We start from the raw sequence: 22,959 nt of genomic DNA, 5'->3' as shown, positions 1-22,959 counted from the left end.
GCCGAACGGGGCAGAACCGACGCGTATTGCACATACGCGAGGGGTTGGCCCGTCGAAGCAACGCAGCAGATTGCCGTTTTTGGGCAGCCTGAAGCTATACGTCCCAGGTTGCGCCGGTGGGAGTGTCCTTGACCTCCACCCCCATGGCCGCCAGCTCGTCGCGCAGTTCGTCGGAGCGGGCAAAATCCTTTTCCTTGCGCGCGGCAAGGCGTTCGTCGAGCTTGGCCTGCACCACGGCGGGATCGATGCCCTTGCGCGCGGCGCGGACGTTGCGCAGCTCTTCAAGAACCTTTTCGGGATCACTGCCGAACAGACCGAGCGCGTCGCTCCAGGAACGAATGCGGTCGGCGATGCGGGCCCAGAGTTTTTTTGCGCCTTCGGACTTGCGCAGGGACTTGTCTTCAAGCACACGCCCGGCCAGCCGCACGGCGTTGAAGATCTGGCCCAGCGCGGCCGCCGTGTTCAGGTCGTCTTCCATGCTCTCGGTCCACTTGGCCTCAATGGCGTCCATCTCCGTTTCCAGTTCTTCGGGGAACGGCGATTTTTTCCATTTGGTCTTGGTCAGCTCCGCATCGATCTGCGCCAGCGCGGAATACACGCGCTTGAGCCCTTTTTCCGCTTCTTCGAGCGCGTCGAACGAAAAATCCAGCGGGCTGCGGTAGTGGTTGCTGAGCAGGAAATAGCGCAGGGCCTCGGGCATGAACTTGTTCATGAGTTCGCGCGTGGTAAAGAAGTTGCCCAAAGATTTGGACATCTTTTCGAAATTGATCTGCACGAAGCCGTTGTGCACCCAAAAACGGGAGAACGGTTTGCCTGTGGCCGCTTCGGTCTGGGCGATTTCGTTTTCATGATGCGGAAAGGCAAGGTCCTGACCGCCGCCGTGGATGTCCAGCGGCAGAGGCGCATACTTTTCGCTCATGGCCGAGCATTCCAGATGCCAGCCGGGCCGACCAAGTCCCCACGGGCTTTCCCATGAGGGTTCCCCGGGCTTGGCCGATTTCCAGAGCGCAAAATCGAGCGGGTCTTCCTTGGTCTCACCCAGCTCCACGCGCGCGCCCGCTTCCATCTCGTCCACGTTGCGGCCGGAGAGCTTGCCGTAGTCCGCAAAGGAACGCACCCGGAAATAGACGTCCCCGTCGTCCGTTGCGTAGGCGTGTCCCTTTTCAATGAGCCGCTCGGTCAGCTCGACCATCTCGGCAATGTGCTCGGTGCACTTGGGTTCCACGTCGGCCCGCAACACGTTGAGCCGCTGCATGTCGATGTTGAATTCATCGATGAACTTGGCGGCAAGTTCGCCCGGCTCCATGCCTGTTTCGTGGGCGCGCTTGATGATCTTGTCATCCACATCAGTGAAGTTCTTGATGAAATTGACGTCATACCCCCGGTAGCGCAGGTAACGGACCATGGCATCGAACACCACGCTGGAACGGGCGTTGCCGATGTGGCACAGGTCGTAGGCCGTGATGCCGCACACGTACATGTTGACCGTGTTGCCGTTCAGCGGTTCGAATTCCTGCTTTTTCCTTTCAAGGGTATTGTACAGTCTCATTGTTTTGCTCCAGATATAACTATCTTGAATTAAAAACTATTGATCAGATTCACCAGCAAATTCTTCCACAGTGAGATTCAGCAGATTGATGCTTTCCGCACCGTTTCGGCCCATGAAAAAATACATCCATGGCACGGGTTGTTCCGGATCGGTGCGCACCAGAATTCCCTCCGGTTCCACCAGAAACCCGGCCAGCCCGGCATACGCCTGTGCGGCCTGTTCCATGTCCTCGGCCCGCGCCTGTGCCGCAAGGGTTTCCAGCTCGCCGACCATGACCTCGCGCGCCATTTCCCGGCTCATGTTGCGGGAACGCGCATAGGTCTCGAAAATGCGCTCCACCAGCCCGGCATCCACAAAGCGCAGCGATCCCGCGCCGATGTGCAGGCCCACGAGCTTCTCCATACGGTAATCATCAAGATCAACGTTGGAAAGGTCAATGCTCAGTTCAAGGTTGCCCAATTCCTTGTCGTCAAAACGAAAATCGTTCACGTGCAGGACCTTGTCCGTTGGGGAATACGCGTAGTCAAGCGCGCCGTCGCCGCGCAATTCCAGTACGCCCAGAGCCTCCAGCAGCGGTGCCAGCGCGCCCAGATGCGTAAAGTCCGCGGGCATGACAAGCCCTTGCACGGCCATGCGCATGTGATGCGGCATGGAATGCTTTTCGTCGAAATCGAAAAACTCGACCTTGTCTGCGAAAATCCGCTTGGCGCCCTGGCTCAGCTCCACCTCGGTCAGGGTCACGGTCTGGTCGAAAATGCGCACGTCCAGCCGCGAATATTTCACATCCATGCCCGGAATGCGCGCCACGGCCTCATGTATGCCCTTGTCCACCTGGTCGTGCACAAACCATTGCAGGCCGCCGTAGGCCAGCACCATGAACAGCACGAACCCGACGAGTATCTTGGAAAAACGACCGAGAAACTTCACCTTATATCTCCCTGAGCGCGGTTACGCAGGCCACTGCCTTGATGCCTTTTTTCTCACCCGTGAACCCGAGCTTTTCCTCGGTGGTGGCCTTGACGTTGACCTGCCCCGAATCAAGGCCCAGCAGGTTGGCCACGGTGCGCCGGATCTGCGCGGCATGGGGTGCCAGACGCGGCACCTGGGCTATGACGGTCAAATCGGCGTGCACGATACGGGCCTTGGCCTTTTCGGCCATGACCAACACCTCGCGCAGCAGTATGGCGCTGCTGGCTCCGTCCCAGGCCGGGTCCGTGTCCGGAAAATGGGTGCCGATGTCCCCCTGCCCGATGCAACCGAGAATGGCGTCCATGAGCGCATGCAGCAATACGTCGCCGTCCGAATGGGCCACAATCTGCGGCGCTCCGGCAATGGGCACGCCGCCCAGCACCATGGGCCGATCCCCGCCGTAGCGGTGCACGTCGTACCCCCAGCCCGTGCAGGGCACGGTGGTCTTTGGTTCGCGCAGCCGTTCAAGGTCTTCGGGCGTGGTGATCTTGACGTTGGCCGGATCGCCCTCCACGCAGCGCACTTCGCAGGAATCCGCACGTTCCAGCCCGGCCAGATTCTCCAACACGGACGCGTCGTCGGTAACCTGCCAGCCGTGCTCCTCGGCCAGTTCGTGTGCATGTTCCAGAACGGTCCGCTCAAAGGCCTGCGGGGTCTGCGCCGCGCGCAACCGGCTGCGGTCCGGGGTGGCACAAACGATCCGTCCGTCGACGTGCTTGATGGTGTCGGTCACCGCACGAACCGGAATCACGCCCTGCGCGCCGTTGTCCAACTCGTCCAGCAGGGACTGGACCATGCGCGCCGGGGCAAAGGGCCGCGCCGCATCGTGCACGAGCACGGCGTCACATTCCCGCGGCAGGACCGAAAGGCCGTTGCGCACGGAATCCTGACGCCGATCGCCACCGGCCACAACCTCGAATCGAAGCCCGAGGTCATCGGTCTTGAACAGGTCCTTGATCCTGCGGCGCATGGCCGTGAGGTCTTCTTCGGGAAACACGAACACCAGCCCGCGAATGCGTGCGATGCGCGAAAACGTGCGTGCCGAATGCCAGAACAGGGGCACGCCGCGGTATTCAAGATACTGCTTGCGCACACCGGCAGCGGCCTTCATGCGGGACCCGTTCCCCGCGGCTAGCACCACGGCCCATGTATTGTCGAATCGGCGTTTCATTCCCTGTTCCCACGCATGCGGCCCGCACCCAGAACTGGCGGGCACATGAAATTCATGACGGAGCCGGACGGTAAGCCGGGTCCTGTCCCCCTTGCGGGGTGGCTGTCATTCCTCTAGGACGACGGTCTCCCGCCGCCTCAAGCAACCTACCCGAAAGCATCGGCCGGGCCGGCCTCAAGCGCTTTCCTATTTGGTCTTGCTCCGGACGGGGTTTGTCTGGCCGGATGCGTTGCCGCACCCGCCGGTGGGCTCTTACCCCACCCTTTCACCCTTACCGCCCGGACGAGTCCGGGTGGCGGTCTGCTCTCTGTGACACTTTCCGGGGATCACTCCCCCTGGGAGTTACCCAGCGTCCTGCCCTGTGGAGCCCGGACTTTCCTCCCCGGCCAAAGGCCGCGGCGACAGCCTGTCCGACTCCGTCAAAACTATATAGTCCCCGGCCGGTTATACGACCTTGGAAGCCTCGGGGATATGTTCCTTCCAATAGATCAACCGCTGGCAGTTGGGACAGCTCAGGATCTGCTGGCCCTTTTGCAGGTCGTTGTAGCTCTGCGGCGGAATCTTGATGTGGCAGCCGTTGCAGATGCCATCTTCCACGGGCACGATGACCGGATTTTCCAGACGGGAACGGATGAATTCGTAACGGCCCAGAATCGGCGGCGGAACCACCTTGCAGGCCTTGTCGCGCTTCTTGTTCAGGCTGTTGAGGGCCTTCTTGGCCTTGGCAGTGCGAGCCTCGAGGTTGGCCTGCTTGGCGGCAAGCTCTTCCTTGACCTCTTCCACTTCCTTTTCCAGCGCTTCCATGGCCTCGTTCTGGCGGGTCAGTTCCTCGCGCACGGCCGTGAACTCGTCCTCGCGGATGCGGTTGAGCTTTTCAAGGCTGTCCATCTCGCGCATCATGGCGTGATATTCCTTGGTGTTGCTCGACATCATCAGCTTGTTCTTGCTCTTCTTGATCTTGGCGCCGTCTTCCTCGATTTCGCCATCGAGCTTCTGGCGCTGCTGCGCGAGCATGTCCAGCTTTTCCTCGATCTGGGTCTTGCGGTCCATCAGGGCCTGCAACTGGCCTTCCAGCTCGGCCAGCTCACGCGGTGCCGCGTCCAGATCTTCCTGAAGAACAATGATCTGGTCGTCCACCCTCTGGAGCACCACCAGCTGTTCAATCTGTTTCTGATACATGTTTACCTCTCGACTTTTTTTTGCCGCACAATGCGAAAAAACGTTCATGCGCCCCGCGTCCGTGGCCGGACGCCCGGGGCACCGGGATACCGTGGCCCGCAACGGGCCGCCTCACGCGCGGACGTGAAAGCGAAACGGCTCGGTTCCCTTGAAAAAACGCACCTCGACCTGCTCCGGCCCGAGCCGCTCGGCCAGATCAAGAGCCGCAAGGCGCATCATTTCCTCTTCCAATGAAAAATGTCCCACATCCACAATGCACACGGGCGTTTCCACGGCCGCGTGATACTTCATGTCTCCGGTGATCAGCACATCCGCCCCGGCACGGGCTGCGGCATCGGCCATGGACGAACCCGATCCGCCGCAATAGGCCACGCGGGCAACGGTTTGCGGCGCATCGCCGCAGACGGTGAACACGTCGCGGTCCACCAGACCCTGCAGCTCGGCCATGAAGGCCGCCCAGTCCAGCGGCTGCGGCAGGTCGCCCACCTGCCCGAAGCCCACGGAACGGGCCGGAGCCTCCAGAGCGCGCACATAGTACTCCGGCTGCATGCCGAGAGTGAACTCCACGGCACTGCGCGCGCCTGCCCAATGGTCGCGGTCGCATACAAGGCGAACCTCGCCCGCCGCACTCTGGCTCACGCTGTGCATGCCCGGGCGCTCGGTCCACATCTCGGCCTCGTCCCGGGTCACGGTACGCGGCGAATAAAAGGAAACCTCCACGGGCGCGAACTCGCGGGCGGTTTCCAAAAACCCGGCGCTTTCCAGCCCGAGGCGTTCGCCCAGCCAGAAGGCCGGGCCGTCCGGAGCGCAATCCAGCGACGTATGCGCTGCATACAGCCACGCGCCCGAACGCATGACCATGCGCACCACCTCGGTAAAGGCACTTTCGCTGCCCAGCCCCTTGGGCTTCATGTACAGGGGATGGTGCGTGAGAATGACGCCCGCGCCCCAGTCAAGGCAGGCGCGGATCATCTCCGGCGTGGGTTCAAGACAGACCCCCACCTTGGAGCAATCCAGGCTTTCGCCAACGACCTGAACACCGGAATTATCCCACGAGGACTGAAATCCCTCGGGTGCCATTGTGCGGAAAACTGAAAGTATATCCAGTGATTTCATATAGTTACGCGCTCCTCTCGAAAAGAAGATGCTCCCCTAGGGTATCCCCTGGGGGAGCATCGTTGCCTTCTTCTGCCCTCGCGATGCGGATGAGGGTTTCAAGGGGGAAGGGTGTCAGACGATTGATCAAGTCCGGCAAATGTCTTCCTCGCGTCTCCTTTGCAGTGGGAGAAAAAATGGTGGGCCAACCAGGATTCGAACCTGGGACCGACCGGTTATGAGCCGGTGGCTCTGCCAACTGAGCTACTGGCCCACGCTTCGGAGCTGATTTGTGTATGCAGATTCGGCGGCGTTTGTCAAGCTCCTTGACGAATCCGTTCAATGAGCGACGTGGTGGAAAAGCCCTCGATCAGGGGCAGGCTGCGCACCTCGCCGCCGGCGGCCTCCACCACCTCGCGACCCACGATATTGTCCGGGGTCCAGTCGCCCCCCTTGACCAACACCTGCGGCCGCACGGCCTTGATGAGTTCCAGAGGCGTTTCCTCATGAAAGATTATCACGTAATCCACGCAGGCCAGTCCGGCCAGCACAAAGGCCCGGTCCGCCTGCGGATTCACGGGCCTGTCGGCTCCCTTGCCCAGCCTGCGCACGGATTCGTCGCTGTTCAAACCCAGCACAAGCACGTCGCCAAGGGCGCGGGCGCGGGCCAGAAGGTCCACGTGGCCGGGGTGCAGGATGTCAAAGCAGCCGTTGGTGAACACGATGCGCCGCCCCTTGTGCAGGGCGCGCTTCTTTTTCAGAAAGCTCTGGATACTCAGGAGCTTGGGATTGTCGGGCAGCATGGTCGTTACCTCCGGGCAGGGATCAGGCGCGGGGCCTGAGGGTTTCGCTGGTGCGGAAAAGCATCAGTTCCAGCCAGTCCAGCCCGAAATCGAGGGCGGCCTCGTCGCTTTCCATGATGGCGGCCTGCCGCTCCTCGGGAACATCCACGCGCTCGAACATCTTCATTTCGTCAATCATGCGCCGGAAGTCGTCAAGCTGGTACAGGGCCAGCATGGCCATGTGCACCACCTGATCCGGCAGGGACTTGCCGGTTTCCTTCCAGCGGGCCAGCAGATTCATGTACTTGTCGTTGTACTTCACGTAGATTTCAAAGCCCTGGTCCTTGAGCCACGTATCCGTGGTCCATTCCGTGGATTCTTCGAATCCGCGGCAGTGCGGTTCCTGCACAACGAAAAACTGTTCCTGCACGCCGCCCTCGCCGTTCGGCCGCGTGGCCCGGCCCAGCGGATAGGTGCGGCACGCGCCCGGCCTGTTTTCGTATACGGAGCATCCTGCCTCGCGCACGAACGGACAACTGCGTCTGGCGTTGTCGGTCATGCGCAGACGCAGCATGGGAAAACGGGTGTCGGGCATGACTTCCACCTCACAGTGGGAATGCACGAAATCGCGGCTGGGCATGTCCAGCTCACGGCACAGGCGCAACACGTCATAGGGAGTGAGCACCAGTTGCAGGTCGCCGCAACATTCGTTGAAACAGGAAATGCCGGGATAGCATTTGAAACAGAAGGTCTTGCCCTTTTCCAGTTCGGGCAGGCTTTCGAGAAATTCCTTGGTCTGGTCCGTGCTCATGTCCATTCTCCGGCCCACGCATGACGCGGGTCCTGCTTTTTTTGTTGTCTGCTTTCGCGCCTGCGCTGTGGTATACGCTTGCTTCGCCCATGGCAAGCCGGGGCCGCACAGTCCTGCCGGGCGAAAAACCGCCACCTTTGGTCATGCCCGGATACGTTCGTCCAGCGCCCGCATCTTGGCCTGCAGGTCCTCTTCCAACAGGGCCAGCCCGGCCTGTTCCGCCTTGTGCAGATCACTGCGAGCATGCATGGCCTGCATCTTGTAGCGGTTGCCCAGCGCGTTGCCCTCTTCCGGCCCGGAAACGCGCGATGCCGCGCCCGAACGTTTCTTGTGCAGCACGCGCAGATGCCCGGTATAGACCGGGAACATGCCCGCCTCGCACAGGCGCAGATCGTGCTCGAAATCGTCGTACTGGCTTGGGGAAAGGTGGATGGAAAAATCTCCGGTCTTCAACAGCCGCTCCGTGCGGAACAGGTGGCAGCAGCCCGTGACCGAGGCACAGGGCCGCATGTAATCAAACAGCCCGGTATCCGTGCTCTGCACATGCAGGTCGGAAAGTTTTACGGGATTGGGCGCAAGGCTGGCCGTGGTGGCCCCGGTGGCATCCGGCAGGGTCAGCTGGCCGTCCGCGTGCTGCATGAGCAGGGGCTGGGCATGGTCCACCACCTTGCAACCCCAGACCCCGGCGTCCGGGTAGCGTTTGACCGCGGCCCCGAGGGTGGTCAGCCAGTCCCGGGGCAGTTCCACGTCGTCGTCCAGATAGACCACGAAATCGCTTTCTTGCACCTCGGGCAGATGCATGAGCCAGTTGCGGGCCGCGGGCGCGCCGATATTCACGGGCAGGGTCACGATGCCCATGCGTTCGGGCTTGAAGCGCAGCTGCCACGACTCCAGCACCTCGGCCGTGCGGTCCGTGGAACCGTTATCCAGCACCACCAGCCGGGCCGAACCGAGGTCGGACGAATACAAATGCCGCAGGGTGGCGTCCAGCTCCACGTCCTTGTTCCACGAATACAGGAGGATGACGGCATCCCCATCCAGCGGGGCGCGCTCCTGCCCCACACCGAACACGAGATCATACGTGCGCAGGATCAGGCTGGTATTCCACGGCTGGTGTGCAAGGGCCTCCAGAAAAAGCGACGCGGCCTGCTCGCGCTCTCCTGCGTCCAGCAAACACAGACCGGCGGTCATCATGCCCTGGGCCGGGCCGAACGCATCCCCGGTCCGGCGGGCAAGGCTCTGCGCGGAAGCACACCTGCCGTGCATGCGGTCGAACATGGTGCCCAGAGCGGCGCGCACAGGCTCAAGCCCGTCGAGTTCGCCCGTGTCGGCCAACACCGGGGCCAGCATGTCCGCGGTCCAATCCATGCTTGCGCTGACCACGCCGTTGATCAACGCCTGTTCGCGCCAGTACAGGTTGTCCGGCTGCTTTTGGGCCTCGCGCTCCACAAAAGTACGTATCTTGTCAAAATCCCGCCTGCTGCGAAGGCGCTCGTAATAGCCGGTGTTTTTCGGGACACGCCAGTTGTCGGCCACCGCGCGCAGGACGTCCAGTGTGGCCGGAGGCAGCACGGCGCAGGCCCGGTCTCCGGACAAGAGCTGGTGCGCCATGTTCCCGTCCAGCGGGTTGGCGGCCACGGCGTTCTGCAGCAGTCCGCAAGCCATGGCATCCAGAGCGGGATCATGGGCCTGCAGGCACAGGCCCCCGATTTCCAGCAGGTGCATGCGCCCGGCACAGCCCAGCAACAGCTTGCGGCGCACGGGTTCGGGCAACGTGGCCCAGCAGGAACGCAGCACGCCGTCAGTCATGGGATTCTCCATGGTCATGGTGGTCATGCTCCTCATTCTGCGGCAACTCGATATCCCGCGCGGCAATGGCGTCGATGTCCAAAAGCTCCCGCCGAGGGAATCCCTGATACACGCTCATGAGGTTCGCGGCCTTGTGCCGGGGCAAAAGCAGCCCGCGCACGATGCGGTGATTGATGATGCCCATGCGCAGGCGCAGGTTGAAATCGTCGGCCAGTTCCCGCATGCGCGCGGCAATGGCGGCGCTGTCCCCGATCTCGCACAAAAAGCCGTTCACGCCGTCGCGCACCAGCTCGGGCATGCCGCCCGCCCTGGTGCAGATCACGGGCAGGCCGAGGTCAAAGGCCTCGATCAGGGTGTTGGGCAGGCTCTCCATGCGCGAGGAAACCACCAGCATGTCCGCATGGCGCATTTCGTCCAGCACCTCGGCATGGGGCAGCCTGCCGGGCAGGGAAAGACGCTCGCGCACGCTGGCGAACTCGGGCCGGGCCAATAGCTGCTCCAATGCGTCCGAGGCCAATCCGCCCACGCCCGCAAACTCCACGTCCCGCACGGGACCGGCTTCGGCAAACAGGCGGCAGGCCTCGATAAAGGTGTCGAACCCCTTGGTGGGAGCCTTGTTGCCCACGTAGAGGATACGCATGGACCGCTTGTGCCGCGGTCTGGGCTCTCCGAAATCCGGGCCGTTGTAGGCGTTGTAAACCACGTTGAGCCGCTTTTCGAGCACATGGTGCGAACGCAGAACGTCCGCGCACTTGCCGGAATTGCAGATCACTCCGTCGCTCAGGGCGGTCCACAGGAAAAAGACCGTGTTGGGCCTGGAGATCACGCCCCGGTTGATGAACAGCTTGAACTTCGCGCCCATGAGCCGGGCAATGACGCCCATCTTGTAGGCCCGGTTGTGGAAGGAGTGCACCACGTCGATGGATTCGCGCCGCACAAGGTCGCGCAGAAAGCGTCCGGCACGCAGGTAGTGACGGAACCCGTCGAACGGCACCACCGTGATGCCGTCTTCATTGGCAAGAGGTTCATTCAGGGCCGAGTCCGGGGCGATCATGACGAAAACGCGCAGGCCCATGTCGCGCATGGCCAGGGCGTTGTTGATCATCTGGCGGCTGCCGCCCGAGAGTTTGTCCGAATCCGTGGCATAGAGCACCGAGGAGACTTCGGGCCGCTTGTGGTAGCCCTTGAAAAACACGCGGGCCGTGGTTTCGCCCGAATACATGCGCAAACGCTGCTGCACCCATGATCCGCTCTTTTTGGAGCCCACCCCCAGCCTGTGGATGCGGTAGGGGCTGGTTCCCCGGCAGTTGGGGCCGCGTTCCAGGGTGAAAGCCCCGGCGTAGCCCGCCTTTTTCAGTTCCTCCTCGGCCACAGGGTCGAAATGGCCCCACGGCCAACAGAACAGTTGCTCGCCCCCCCCGGTCAGTTCCCGGATGCGGCGCATGCTGCGGGCAAAATCCTTGCGGCAGAAATCGCGACGCTCGTCCGTGGAGCGCATGCGAAACGCGGGCGAACCCGAGCCGTCGAACACAGGCCAGAACCCGTTGTACACATAGGCGCTGCCCACCGGGTACGTGGGCCAGTCGGGATTCATGGCCGGATAGATGCAGGAAGCCGCCCAGTGCGCCTTGTAATGGCCGAGGTTTATCTGCCAGTCCATGTTCATGTAGCAGCCCTGATGGCGGCATCCGTGGGAATGGACCTCCATGCCCTTGTCCAGCATGGCCCGAATCTCGGATTCGTTCACGAACTGGGAATAGTCCTGCTCCATATGCGCCATGCGAAAGGCGTCCTTGAGCGGCAGGTTTGCGGGTGCGTCCGCAAGGGAACGGATCGGGCCGGGCTGCACGAAATCCGTGAGCGCGAAGAACACGCCGGTCATGGAACGCTTTTCCAGTTCCGGAACCGCGTGCAGCCAATTGCTCACATGGCCGTCGTCAAAGGTGACGACCACGCTTTTGCGGGGCACGCGCATTTCTCCGCGCAGGCTGCGGATGAGGTCTCGCGCCGTTATGGTGCGGTAGCCTGCGGCAAGAACGGCGTCCAGATGCTCCCCGAACTGTTCGGGGGAGTGGCCGCCGTCCGCATTGCTGACGCTGTGATAGCAGAGCACGGGTACGCTGCTGCGAAACATGTGATATCTCTCTTCAGCCGCGCCGGGCGCGGCATGGTGGTCGTTTTGCGATGAACCTCACAGTGGTATCAGATGCCCGAAATACGGGCAAGAAGGGCGCAATCCGGTCCCATGCTGTAAAATTATTGAAATATGTCCGGGTTGTGGATAATAGAAGTGGTCATGTCGGCCAAAACCATACTTTTCATAGCCGAACCGCAGGCTGTCACAAGCATTTTCCCCACCCTCAAGGAGGCCGGGGTACAGGCCGGGCTGGCCGACAACCTGAACGGTGCCCTTGGGTTCATCAAGAAATCCAAGCCGCTGCTGATTTTTTCCCGCCCGTCCATTCAGGGCTTTGACGCCAAGAGGCTGCTGGAACAGGCCGAACAGGTCGACGATTTCCCGCCGGTGATCATCTTTTCGCGCAACGGATCCGCAGAAGAGGCGCAGGACTACCTGCAGCACGGCGCGCGCGACTATTGGCTGGAGCCGCTCATCTGGGACAAGATCAAACTGGTGCTGCCCAAGGGCGCCCCCGATCCCGAGCCAGAGCCCGAGCCGAAACCCGGCCCGGAACCCGCGCTGCGGGCACCGGCCGCCGCACCAGCCGCGCCCCGGCAGGATTCGAAATTCCAGATCATCGGCCGCCATCCGGCCGTGTTGCGCGTGCTGGCGCTGGCCCGGCAGGTGGCCCGTTCCAAGGCCACGGTGCTCATCGCCGGAGAATCCGGCACGGGTAAGGAAATGTTTGCCCGCTACCTGCACCACAACAGCGACCGCGCGGACCAGCCCTTTGTGGCCATCAACTGCGCGGCCCTGCCCGAGCACCTGCTGGAATCCGAACTGTTCGGCCATGAAAAAGGCGCGTTCACCGGAGCCATCAACCGCAAGCTCGGCAAATTCGAACTGGCGGACGGCGGCACCATCCTGCTGGACGAAATCACGGAAATGGACCTCGGCCTGCAGGCCAAGCTGCTGCGCGTGTTGCAGGAGTCGGAATTCGACCGCGTGGGCGGGGTGGAAACCGTCAAGGTCAACGTGCGCGTCATCGCCACCACCAACCGGGCCATCGAGGAAACCGTCAAGGAAGGCAAGTTCCGCCAGGATCTCTACTACCGGCTGAACGTGATTCCGCTCAAGCTCCCGGCGCTCAAGCACCGGGGCGAGGACGTCATCGAACTGGCCGAATATTTCGTGAACAAATACTGCGCGGCCTACGGGCTGGGCAGGCTGGCCTTTACCGAAGAGGCCAAGGCGTGGCTCATGGACTACGACTGGCCCGGCAACGTGCGCGAACTGCAGAACCTCATGGAACGCGCCGTGCTGCTGGCCGGGGACGGCCCCATCCGCAAGAGCCACTTCCTCATGACCGAAGGCGAATGGATGCCCGACGATCTCGACGCCGTGGAGCAGGCCCAGCAGGACGTTGCTGCGGCCGCGCCGCCCGAAGGCATGGATCAGGCCCTTTCGGTCATGCCGTTGCAGGAGATGGAGAAAAAACTCATTCTCAAAAGCCTGGACGAGACCGCGGGCAACCGCACCCGGGCTGCGGACCTGCTGGGAATTTCCGTGCGCACCCTGCGCAACAAACTCAACGAATACAAGAAACAGGGCATCGACGTATAGACGCCCGCAGGAAACTGCCGTGTTCTTCGACCTACTCGACGGCTCCGGCCACTGCTGCGCCCACAGGGGCGCGCGCTCCCTTGCTCCGGAAAACACCCTGCTTGCAGTACGGCGCGCATTGGACGCGGGCGCGCAGGCATGGGAAACCGACGTACACATGACCCGTGACGGCCAACTGGTCATCTTTCATGACGAAACCCTTGAGCGCACCACGGATATTGCCGCGCATCCGAAATTCGCGGACCGCAAGCCGTGGAACGTGCATGACTTCACGCTGGACGAATTGCTGGGCCTCGACGCGGGCAGCCACTTCGCCATAAACGATCCCTTCGGGACCATTGCCGCGGGCGAACTCTCGCAACAAGAGGTCGAGAACTGCCGCAACCAGCCCATGCTCACCCTGCGTCAGGCCCTTGAGTTCACGCGCGAGCACACCCTGCCCATGAACCTCGAAATCAAGGATCAGGGCGAGCATCATCCCTGCGAGGCCATTGTGGACGCGGTGCTGGACATGATCCGGCAGACCGAAACCCGCGAACTGATGTTGCTCTCCTCATTCCGGCACGAATACATGGCCCGCGTCCGGCAGCTGGACGCCACACTGCCCACGGCCGCCCTTGCCGAGGAACACCCGGCCGACATCCCGGCCCTGTTGCGGGAACTGGGGGCGCAGGCCTACCACCCGAACCAGAAAAAAACCACGCCCGAACTGGTGCGCGAACTGGTGCGGCAGGGATTCCGCGTCAATCCGTGGACCGTGAACGACATGGACAAGGCCCGCGCATTGGGCCAAGCCGGGGCCACGGCCATCATCACGGACTTTCCCCAGCGCATGAAATAATATTCCCGGCGTTTGCCGCGCCGCGCTCCTGTGCTATGGTCCTGCCATGCCCGAATCGCGAACACGACAGATACGAACCGGCAATGCCCCGAACAACGGCCCGGTGGCCTACTGGATGCACCGCGAGCACCGCTGCCGCGACAACTGGGGCCTGCTCATGGCCCAGCAGCTGGCCACGGCGCGCCGGGTTCCCCTGTGCGTGTTCTACGCGCTTTCACCGCAATTCCTCGAAGCCGGGCAACGGCAATTCCTGTTCCTGACGCAGGGGCTGGCGCAGACCGCACGCGAGCTGGAAGCACGCAACATTCCGTTTTTGCCGCGCATGGGCGACCCGGCACAGGAAATCCCAAAGCTGGCACGCAAGCTGAATATCGGCGCGCTGGTCACGGACTTCGACGTGCTGCGCATCAAACGGCAATGGATAGAAAGCGTGGCCGACCACGTGTGTTCCACAACCGGGGCGCACGTGTTCGAGACCGACGGACGCAACGTGGTGCCCTGCTGGCTGGCATCGGACAAAAAGGAATATGCGGCCCGCACCATCCGGCCCAAGATACACAGACTGCTGCCGGAATTTCTGGTCCAACCGCCCGAGCTTGCCCCGCACCCGCACCCGTTGGCGCAGCGTCCGGCAAGCGCATCCCTTGGGGATCTGCAACACGCAGCAAGCAGTCATTCCGGACCGCCGCCCTGCGATTTCCCGTCCGGGGAACAGGCCGCGCACGAGGCCCTCGAACAGTTCAAACGCACGCGCCTGAACCAGTACGGCAAGGGCCGCAACGTGCCCACCAACCCGGTGACCTCGCGCCTTTCCCCCTATTTGCATTTCGGCCAGATCCACGCGGGCCGGGTGGCCCTGCGGGTACTGGAATCAGGCGCGGACCGCGAATCCTCGGACGCCTATCTGGAGGAATTGATCGTACGCCGGGAACTGGCAGACAACTTCTGCCTGCACGAACCGGACTACGACAACACGGGCTGTTTTGCGCCATGGGCCAGCCAGACCCTTGAGGCGCACCTGAACGACCCGCGCCCGGCCCTGTATACATCCGAAGAATTCGAGCGCGCGCAAACGCATGATCCGCTCTGGAACGCGGCCCAGCGGGAAATGGTGCGCACCGGACATATGCACGGATACATGCGCATGTATTGGGCCAAGAAGATTCTGGAGTGGAGTGAAACGCCCGAGCAGGCCATGGCCGAAGCCATACGCCTGAACGACCGCTACCAGATGGACGGGCGCGACTCCAACGGCTACGCCGGCATTGCGTGGTCCATGGGCGGAGTGCACGACCGGGGCTGGCCCGAGCGGGCCGTGTTCGGCAAGATACGGTCCATGACCTTCAACGGGGCCAAATCCAAATTCAGGGTGCAGGAATACATCGACGCGCAGGAGCGCGGCTCCCTGCTCTAGGGCATCATCCCCGCAACGCGCGCAGGGCCTTTTCCAGTTCCTTTTTGGCACGGCGGTTGCCGGGATTCATTTCAAGGGCCATCTGGTAATAATCCCGTGCCTGTTCCGTATGCCCGGCATCCATGTTGATGTTGCCCATGTTCAGGGCCACCATGTCACCCATGCGCGGCAGGTTCGGATAGATATCCAGGGCACGACGCAGGCTGTCGAGCGCGCTCCCGGAATCGCGACCATCCTGAAAGGCCAGGGCCATGTTGTAGTGCAGGGCCTCATCGTCCGGGGAAATCTCCAGGGCCTGCCGGTAATTTTCCACGGCCTCGCGCCACTTGCCCTGACTGCGCAGGGCCATGCCCAACCGGTTGAAGGTATGCAGGTCGCTGTGGTCGAGGTCGTCGCCCCGGGATTCAATGACCGTGCGCAGATATTTTTCGGCCATGCCCGGCGCCACCTTGCTGGCGGCCTCGGCTATCTGCTCGGCCATGATGGACACCAATGAACCGGCCTCCCGGCCCAGAACCCTGAGGCTCTGGTCGAAATATTCCTCGGCGTTCTCAAGGTCGCGCCGCTGCAGGTACGCCTTGCCGATGTCCGCCTTCCGATCCGGGTTGAGCGGGCTGATGAAATCCAATTTTTTCAAATATTCAAGCGCCTTTTCATCATCCAGCCCCTGAAAGGCGTGGGCCAGCCGCTTGATGGGCTCAATGTACATTTCCGAGGAATGGTGCGCGGCCAGATACGCGTCCAGCGCGTCTTCCCTGCGGTCCTGCGCCAGATGGATGTCGCCCTGCAGCATGAGCCCTGCCGGGCTGCCCGGCTTCAAGGACAGAATCTTTTCCACCAGCCCCATGGCCTGCTCGAAATCCCCGGCCTCGAGCCGCGCCCTGCCCTCGTCCAGAAGCCTGCCCAACTGGCCGGGCGGCTGCAGGGAAAAGGCCATCTTTTCGATGACGTTGTTCATGGACACGGGCTTGCAGATCACGTTGGCCACGCCCAATTCCATGAAATAGGCGATCACGTCCCGCTCGATCTCCTGAGCCAGAACAATAATGCGCATGTTCGGATACCGTTTTCTGAGCACCATGATGAAATCCGTGCTCGGAGTCTCGTTGACCATGCGCTCCACAAAGACAAGCACCGGGACCTTGCCCGCCACCAGACGCTCCACCTGACGGGCTGCGGCCCTGCGCCCGCCCACGGCGAACAGGCAGTGCCGCTTGGAACCGGCCACCCGGTGCACGGCCGAACGCAGTGTGCGCAAAAAGACCTGATCACCCGAAAGAACCACGGCCGCGCCATGGTCCTGTTCGAAGAACTCGTGAAGAATCCTGACGAAATATTCGTTTTTCATGGGGCTCCTGAAGACCGCCCACGCGGCCGGGCTATGCGCCCAAAGCCTTTTTGATCAATCCCAACTTGCGTTGCGTGGCCTTGTTGTCCGGATTGAGTGAGGCGGCCGTACGGTAGAATTCGCCGGCCTCGTCATACCGCTTGGCCTCGGCAAAGGTATCGCCGAAATGCAGGGCAATGTTTTCGCCCGCCTTGTAGACGTCAGGATTGATTTTCAGGGCCGTTTCCATGCATTCGATGGCCTTGCGGCGTTCCTTGCCGTCCCGGTAGGCCAAAGCCATGTTGAAGTGCAGACCCTCGTCTTCAGGGGAAATTTCCAGCGCGCGCCTGTAGTTGTCGATGGCCTCGCGCCACTTGCCCTGATTCCTGAGGGCGATGCCCAGCTTGTTGAAGACGGTTATGTCCTCCTTGCCCAGGCGGCTTCCCTTGTTGGCCAGCACCCGTTGCAGGTATTTCTCGGACATGGCCGGGGACACGTCGATGACGGTGGAGGCGATGCGGTCGGCAACACCGGCCACCATGCTCATGGCTTCCTGCGTGGCGGTCTCGATGGCCTGGTCGAAATACTTTTCGGCCATGGTCATTTCCTTGCGCCGCACATAGGTGGTGCCGATGTCGCACTTGCGTTCGGTGTTCAGCGGGCTGAGCCGGTCCAGCTTCTTGAGGTACTTGAGATATTCCTCCTCGTTGTACCCCTTGTACACATTGGCCAGCTTCTTGAGGGGTTCCAGATACAAACGCGAGGACTCATGGGCCAGCAGATAGGCCTCGATGGCCTTTTCCCTGTCGTTCTTGCCCAGATAGCAATCGCCCCGGAGCATGAGACCGGCCGGGCTGTTGGGCTTGATCTTCAGAATCTTGGCGCTGACGCGCAGTGCGCCGGGATAATCGCCCTCGGTCAGCATGAGCTTGCCCTCGCTCATGAGTTCGGAAAGCTTGCCCTGCGGCTTGATGGTAAAGGCCAATTTCTCGATGATATTGTTGGCGGACGCGGGTTTGGAAATGACGTTGTTCACGCCCAGCTCATAAAAATAGGCGATGTTTTCCCGCCGGGTCTCGCCCACGAGCACGATGATCCTGAGGTCGGGCAGCAGGTTCTTCATGGCGATGATGAAATCCGTGCTGGGCTTGTCCCCGAGAATGCGCTCAATGAAAACCGTGCAGGGCACCTTGCTCTTGGTATACTGCTTGATCGCCTTGACCGCGGCCGAAGGATTGGCCGTGACATACAGGCAGTCACGCTTGGTGCCGATGACCTTGGTCAGGGTCGAACGCAGCGTGCGCTGAAAAAGCTGGTCTTCAGACAACAGCACGATCATGCCGGAGTCTTTTTCTATATATTCGTGAACGATCCTGTCGTATCGACCGGTACTGCTCATTTGCTCCCCTTGCAAAAAAACGGTTGGGCCTCATGGGGCCGTGTGATTCCCGTCCCACCGAACCGGAAAACGCTCCTGCCAGAGAGCGAAGCGCCTTTTACTCAAAAACAACGCGCCCCCTCTTCATGCACGGCATCGCCTCGTTCAGCACAGTAACATCTTTCAAGCATACGCCCGAATCAAAAAAAAATCATCCACCCTACATGCGGATGGAACGACCAACTGGTTACGAAGGGGTATCAATCGACAAGAGGAAAAACAACATCTATCTAATAGGAAAAGACCCATCCCGGCATCTGGAGCAGGCCCTTGATTTCCGAAGAGCCAAGCCCGATCAGCCGCTGCAGCAGGGTCTGCTCTTCCTCGGGGCCTTCCACAAGGCCGACCCGCCCGGAAATGGAACACAATTCCTTGAGCAGGTTGATGGCTTCCTCTCGCCCGCCCATGCGGTCCACAAGCCCATACACGAGAGCCTGCCTGCCGGTAATGCCCCGGCCGTCCGCAATGGCGCGCACCGCGGATTCATCCATGCCGCGCCCCCTGGCCACGTCGGCAACGAACTGGTCCTGCATGTCGGACAACAACTCCTGCAGTTGTGCGCGCTGCTCCGTAGTCAGGTCCTTGAGCGGCGTACCCGACGTTTTGTAACGCCCGGTGGCCAGCACTTCGGGACGTATGCCGAGTTTTTCCAACACTGCGCCAAAGGTCATGAACTCGGCCTTCACGCCGATGGATCCGGTGATGGACCCGGGGTTGGCCACGATCTTGGTGGCCGGGCAGGACACGTAATAGCCGCCGCTGGCCGCCACGGTTCCGTAGGAGGCCACCACAGGCTTGACCTCGGCCAGACGTCTGACGGCAGCATAAATCTCCTGCGAGGGCGCAATGGCGCCGCCCGGCGAATTGACACGCAAAAGCACGCCCTTGACCGAGTCGTCCTCACGCAGGGCGCGGATCCAGTCCACCACGGCATCGGATTCCATGATGGGACCGACCACGTTGACCTGGCCGATCTTGTCGCCCCCAAAACCCACGGTGCCCGACGAAACGTCGAAAAAGGCCATGACCCCCGTTACGAGGGCCATGGCCAGTAGTATCATGCTGATCCCGAAAAGAACGGGATGTCGCTGTGAGAATCGAAGCTTTGCTTCCATATCTCGTTACTCGGACTCGTCCTCCGAGCTTGCGGCTTCCAGCTTCTCGCGAAGCAGGTCGCCGAGGGTGGTGTTGGCAGCTTCGGAAGAGGCACCGCCAAAGCTCTTGGGCTTGCTGCGGCGATCTTCTTCTTCCGTGGTCTGCTTGATGGACAGGCCCAGACGACGCTCATCCGCGGAAACGTGGATGACCTTGGCCTCGATGGTATCGCCTTCCTTGAAGATCTCGGCAGGGCTCTTGATCTTCTTGCGGCTGATTTCGGACACATGCACCAGACCTTCAATGCCTTCCTCGACCTCAACAAAGAGACCGAAGTCGGTGATGTTGGTGACCGTGCCGTTGACCAGCTGGCCGACGGGGTACTTGGCCGGAACCTGAGTCCAGGGATCTTCGGTCAGCTGCTTGACGCCCAGGGTGAACTTCTCGTTCTCCTTGTCCACGGTCAGCACCTTGGCCTGCACGGAATCGCCCACTTTGTAGACTTCCGACGGGTGGCGGATCTTCTTGGTCCAGGAGATGTCGGAAACGTGGATCAGGCCGTCGATGCCTTCCTCGATGCCGATGAACACGCCGAATTCGGTGATGTTCTTGATGGAACCTTCGAGCACGGTACCCTCGGGGTACTTTTCGGCCACCACATCCCACGGGTTGGGGTTGACCTGCTTCATGCCCAGGGAGATACGCTTCTTCTCCTGGTCCACGCCCAGAACGATGACTTCGACTTCCTCGCCCACCTTGACCATCTGGGACGGGTGGCGGAGCTTGCGGGTCCAGGACATCTCGGAGATATGCACCAGGCCTTCAACGCCGGATTCCAGTTCCACGAACGCACCGTAATCGGCCAGGTTGGTGACCGTGCCGTTGAAACGGCTGGATTCGGGGTACTTCTCGGCGATGTTTTCCCACGGATCGGGAACAAGCTGCTTGAGACCGAGGGAGACCTTCTGGCCTTCCTTGTCGAAGTTGAGAATCTTCAGTTCGAGATCGTCGCCCAGCTGGACCATTTCCTTGGGATGCTTGATGCGCTTCCAGGACATGTCCGTGATGTGCAGCAGACCGTCGAGGCCGCCGAGGTCGATGAACACGCCGTATTCGGTGATGTTCTTGACCTTGCCGGGAACAACCTGACCCTCTTCGAGGGTTTCGAGCAGTTTCTCGCGCTGTTCGGCGCGCTGCTCTTCCAGAAGAACGCGACGGGAAACGATGACGTTGGAACGACGACGGTTGATCTTGAGAATCTTGAAATCGAATTCCTGATCCACCAGAGCGTCCATGTCCGGAACCGGGCGCAGGTCGACGTGGGAGCCGGGCAGGAATGCCTCGACGCCACCGAGATCGACGGTGTAGCCGCCCTTGATGCGGCGAATGATGCGACCGGGGACGACGCCATCCTGTTCCTGGACTTCTTCCAGTTTATCGAAAAGCTGCATCCGCTTGGCCCGCTCGCGGGACAGGTAGATGGTGCCTTCGGCTTCGTCCTTGTTGACCACAAAGACATCAACCTTGTCGCCCTCGGCCACTTCCATGTTCCCTTCGGCATCCAGAAATTCGGACGCGGGGATCTGGCCCTCGGACTTGAAGTTGACGTCGACCAGCACGTGGTCTTTTCCGACCTTGACGACTTCACCGGCAATGATGGTGCCTTCGTCAAGATCCCCGAAATCGGAATTGAGATAGTCTTCGAGGGCAGCCTCGAAGTTCATCTCCATATCCATCTCCATTTCAGGGGAGTCTACAGTTTCTGCGGTTTTTTCCATGGTTAACCTCCAACAATGGTCCTCGGACAATGTATTTAACGTATATTGCTGCAACAGCAGTCCTCGTTGCCAGCTCCACCGGTCCGAGGTCCGGGTTCACCAGCAGCGCGGCCAGTTCGCATGCGAACCGATACCGCCGTTGATACGCCCATGGCGTTGCTGTAAAAAGCACCGGATTTTCGGACACCTTTTACAGAGGAATAATTTCCGTATCCGAATTCGTCCCACCTGTAAACCGTTTTCTCCCGAAAAATGGCGGCCGCCAGCGCCTGAAACAACAGGTGCGGGCCTCCGAATCCTGTCCGGAAGCCCGCACCGTATTCCGCAATGCGTGTGTTGCGCCGTGGAGCCTGCGCCCAAAGGTCAGCCGCGGCAGCTGTGCTTCATGCTGTCGCCTTCCACGATGAAGACCACGGCCTCGGCAATATTCGTCGCCAGATCGCCGACACGCTCCAGATGGCGCGCGCCGATGATGCAATGCACACCGCGTTCCACAATGCGCGACTCCCGGACCATATCATTGATCAATTCCTTGAGGATGCTCAGGTTCAGATCGTCGGCCTGATCGTCCATGCGGCACACCTGCGTGGCCAGCACCACGTCGTTGTCAACAAAGGCCTTGAGCGCGTCGGCCAGCATCTGCTTGGCCACGTTAGCCAGTTCTTCCATCTTGGGATTGAACGGCAGCGGCGGCCGGGAGCTCAGAAAAATCGAACGGTGGGCCATGTTCACGGCCTCGTCGCCAAGGCGTTCCAGATTCACGGTCACGCGCTGCGAGCCGATGATGGTGCGCAGGTCGATGGCCATTGGCTGGTCAAGGGCCAGCAGTTCGAGGTTGAAGTTGTCGATGTCGTCTTCAAGGTCGTTGATGGCGCAGTCGCCGCGAATGACATCCTCGGCCAGGTCGCTGTCCCCTTCAAGAAACGCCTTGACCGACTTGTGTACGGCCGTTTCGGAAAGCGCGGCCATGCGCAGAACCTGAAGCTTCAACTCTTCAAGTTTTTTCGTAAAGTGAGCGCGTTGCTCCATGTCTGCATCTCCTGTGGTATGGCATCCGCAGAATGCCCTTTGTGCGTTTTACCCGAAACCGTGGTTGCGGCGGCAGGTCCGCGCCCGCTTCGTTCGCAAAAGCGCCAACCGTGGCCGGCAGGCCTAGCCGAAGCGGCCGGTGATATAGTCTTCGGTCTGCCGGTTTCTGGGTTTGGTGAACATGGCCTTGGTATTGTCCACCTCGATGAGCCTGCCCATGTAGAAAAACGCGGTGCGGTCGGAAACGCGAGCAGCCTGCTGCATGCTGTGGGTCACGATGATGATGGTGTAATTTTTCTTGAGTTCGTGGATCAGGTCCTCGATCTTCTGGGTGGCGATGGGGTCCAGGGCTGAGGCTGGCTCGTCCATGAGCAGCACCTCGGGCTCCACGGCCATGGCCCGGGCAATGCACAGGCGCTGCTGCTGGCCGCCGGAAAGGCCCAGCGCAGAAGTTTGCAGCCGATCCTTGACTTCATCCCAGAGGGCCGCGCCCTTGAGGCTTTCCTCCACGCGTTCCTCGACGAGCCCATTGTCCGATACCCCGTTCACGCGCAGGCCGTAGGCCACGTTCTCGAAAATCGTCTTGGGAAACGGATTGGGCTTCTGGAAAACCATGCCGATGCGGCGGCGCAGGGAAACAACGTCCAACCCCGGCGCATAGATGTTCTGGCCGTCCAGCACCATGGAACCTTCCACGCGCGTGCCTGCGATGAGGTCGTTCATGCGGTTGATGCACCGAAGGTAGGTGGACTTGCCGCAGCCCGAAGGCCCGATGAGCGCGGTCACCTGATTTTCCTCGAAATCTATGGAGATGTCTTCCAGCGCCTTGAAGTCCGAATAATAGAAATTCAGGTTCCTGGAAGCCACCTTGACGGGATTCCCCATTGCGATACTCCGTGCGATTGGCTTTCTTTCGGGCGCGACAAACCG

At 61.1% G+C, this 22,959-nt stretch carries 18 protein-coding genes, 1 tRNA gene and 1 other RNA gene; 3 read left to right on the top strand and 17 right to left on the bottom strand.

Annotated features, from left to right (window positions below):
• Nucleotides 1-94: 94 nt before the first annotated feature.
• The 11 genes from cysS to F8A88_RS15035 form a co-directional block, all read right to left on the bottom strand.
• The gene (cysS, locus tag F8A88_RS15085) at nucleotides 95-1,549 is read right to left on the bottom strand and encodes a cysteine--tRNA ligase (RefSeq protein WP_151152006.1); all 1,455 of its coding nucleotides are present in this window, start codon (nucleotides 1,547-1,549) and stop codon (nucleotides 95-97) included.
• 36 nt (nucleotides 1,550-1,585) lie between these two features.
• Nucleotides 1,586-2,476 carry a hypothetical protein gene (locus F8A88_RS15080; RefSeq protein ID WP_151152005.1) on the bottom strand — a complete coding sequence of 297 codons (891 nt, stop codon included), beginning with the start codon at nucleotides 2,474-2,476 and terminating at the stop codon, nucleotides 1,586-1,588.
• Between the two features lies 1 nt (nucleotide 2,477).
• A complete protein-coding gene (gene ispD, locus F8A88_RS15075) occupies nucleotides 2,478-3,689 on the bottom strand; it encodes a 2-C-methyl-D-erythritol 4-phosphate cytidylyltransferase (protein WP_151152004.1) in 1,212 nt (403 codons plus the stop codon).
• A 55-nt stretch (nucleotides 3,690-3,744) separates the two neighbouring features.
• An RNA gene (gene rnpB / locus F8A88_RS15070) (RNase P RNA component class A) lies at nucleotides 3,745-4,107 on the bottom strand.
• A 26-nt stretch (nucleotides 4,108-4,133) separates the two neighbouring features.
• The gene (locus tag F8A88_RS15065) at nucleotides 4,134-4,868 is read right to left on the bottom strand and encodes a zinc ribbon domain-containing protein (RefSeq protein ID WP_151152003.1); all 735 of its coding nucleotides are present in this window, start codon (nucleotides 4,866-4,868) and stop codon (nucleotides 4,134-4,136) included.
• Between the two features lie 111 nt (nucleotides 4,869-4,979).
• On the bottom strand, nucleotides 4,980-5,984 hold the full coding sequence (locus tag F8A88_RS15060) for a Nif3-like dinuclear metal center hexameric protein (RefSeq protein ID WP_151152002.1): 1,005 nt from the start codon (nucleotides 5,982-5,984) through the stop codon (nucleotides 4,980-4,982).
• Nucleotides 5,985-6,161: 177 nt separating this feature from the next.
• Nucleotides 6,162-6,237: transfer RNA gene (locus F8A88_RS15055), tRNA-Ile, on the bottom strand.
• A 43-nt stretch (nucleotides 6,238-6,280) separates the two neighbouring features.
• A complete protein-coding gene (gene rfaE2 / locus F8A88_RS15050; RefSeq protein WP_151152001.1) occupies nucleotides 6,281-6,766 on the bottom strand; it encodes a D-glycero-beta-D-manno-heptose 1-phosphate adenylyltransferase in 486 nt (161 codons plus the stop codon).
• Between the two features lie 22 nt (nucleotides 6,767-6,788).
• Entirely contained in the window at nucleotides 6,789-7,556 is a 768-nt protein-coding gene (locus F8A88_RS15045) for a YkgJ family cysteine cluster protein (RefSeq protein WP_151152000.1), read from the bottom strand.
• Between the two features lie 141 nt (nucleotides 7,557-7,697).
• Nucleotides 7,698-9,392, bottom strand: coding sequence for a glycosyltransferase (locus F8A88_RS15040; protein WP_241667493.1), 1,695 nt, complete (start codon nucleotides 9,390-9,392; stop codon nucleotides 7,698-7,700).
• A complete protein-coding gene (locus tag F8A88_RS15035) occupies nucleotides 9,358-11,499 on the bottom strand; it encodes a glycosyltransferase (protein ID WP_151151999.1) in 2,142 nt (713 codons plus the stop codon). The genes F8A88_RS15040 and F8A88_RS15035 overlap by 35 nt, the downstream gene beginning before the upstream one ends.
• A gap of 162 nt (nucleotides 11,500-11,661) precedes the next feature.
• Here F8A88_RS15035 and F8A88_RS15030 point away from each other — a divergent pair, with 162 nt between their 5' ends.
• From F8A88_RS15030 to F8A88_RS15020, 3 genes are read left to right on the top strand one after another with little or no spacing between them, the layout of a single operon-like run.
• Nucleotides 11,662-13,107 (top strand): sigma-54 dependent transcriptional regulator, encoded by a 1,446-nt coding sequence (locus F8A88_RS15030; protein ID WP_151151998.1) that lies wholly within the window; start codon nucleotides 11,662-11,664, stop codon nucleotides 13,105-13,107.
• A 19-nt stretch (nucleotides 13,108-13,126) separates the two neighbouring features.
• Nucleotides 13,127-13,948, top strand: a complete 822-nt coding sequence (locus tag F8A88_RS15025) for a glycerophosphodiester phosphodiesterase (protein ID WP_151151997.1) — start codon at nucleotides 13,127-13,129, stop codon at nucleotides 13,946-13,948.
• Nucleotides 13,949-13,994: 46 nt separating this feature from the next.
• Nucleotides 13,995-15,362, top strand: coding sequence for a deoxyribodipyrimidine photo-lyase (locus tag F8A88_RS15020; RefSeq protein WP_151151996.1), 1,368 nt, complete (start codon nucleotides 13,995-13,997; stop codon nucleotides 15,360-15,362).
• Nucleotides 15,363-15,366: 4 nt separating this feature from the next.
• Here F8A88_RS15020 and F8A88_RS15015 read toward each other — a convergent pair whose 3' ends face one another.
• From F8A88_RS15015 to pstB, 6 genes are all read right to left on the bottom strand, one after another.
• Nucleotides 15,367-16,710 (bottom strand): tetratricopeptide repeat protein, encoded by a 1,344-nt coding sequence (locus F8A88_RS15015; protein ID WP_151151995.1) that lies wholly within the window; start codon nucleotides 16,708-16,710, stop codon nucleotides 15,367-15,369.
• 31 nt (nucleotides 16,711-16,741) lie between these two features.
• Nucleotides 16,742-18,088 carry a response regulator gene (locus tag F8A88_RS15010; RefSeq protein WP_151151994.1) on the bottom strand — a complete coding sequence of 449 codons (1,347 nt, stop codon included), beginning with the start codon at nucleotides 18,086-18,088 and terminating at the stop codon, nucleotides 16,742-16,744.
• A gap of 269 nt (nucleotides 18,089-18,357) precedes the next feature.
• Entirely contained in the window at nucleotides 18,358-19,173 is an 816-nt protein-coding gene (sppA, locus tag F8A88_RS15005) for a signal peptide peptidase SppA (protein ID WP_241667490.1), read from the bottom strand.
• A 75-nt stretch (nucleotides 19,174-19,248) separates the two neighbouring features.
• Nucleotides 19,249-21,000, bottom strand: a complete 1,752-nt coding sequence (locus F8A88_RS15000) for a 30S ribosomal protein S1 (protein ID WP_151151992.1) — start codon at nucleotides 20,998-21,000, stop codon at nucleotides 19,249-19,251.
• 363 nt (nucleotides 21,001-21,363) lie between these two features.
• Nucleotides 21,364-22,029, bottom strand: a complete 666-nt coding sequence (phoU, locus tag F8A88_RS14995; RefSeq protein ID WP_151151991.1) for a phosphate signaling complex protein PhoU — start codon at nucleotides 22,027-22,029, stop codon at nucleotides 21,364-21,366.
• Nucleotides 22,030-22,152: 123 nt separating this feature from the next.
• Nucleotides 22,153-22,914: a phosphate ABC transporter ATP-binding protein PstB gene (gene pstB, locus F8A88_RS14990; protein WP_151151990.1), complete on the bottom strand. Its 762-nt coding sequence runs from the start codon at nucleotides 22,912-22,914 to the stop codon at nucleotides 22,153-22,155.
• Nucleotides 22,915-22,959: the final 45 nt, after the last annotated feature.

The organism is Pseudodesulfovibrio senegalensis, assembly GCF_008830225.1.
Taxonomy (GTDB): domain Bacteria; phylum Desulfobacterota; class Desulfovibrionia; order Desulfovibrionales; family Desulfovibrionaceae; genus Pseudodesulfovibrio; species Pseudodesulfovibrio senegalensis.
Note: the sequence above shows the minus strand (reverse complement) of the source record. Positions and strands in the feature narration are given on the sequence as shown.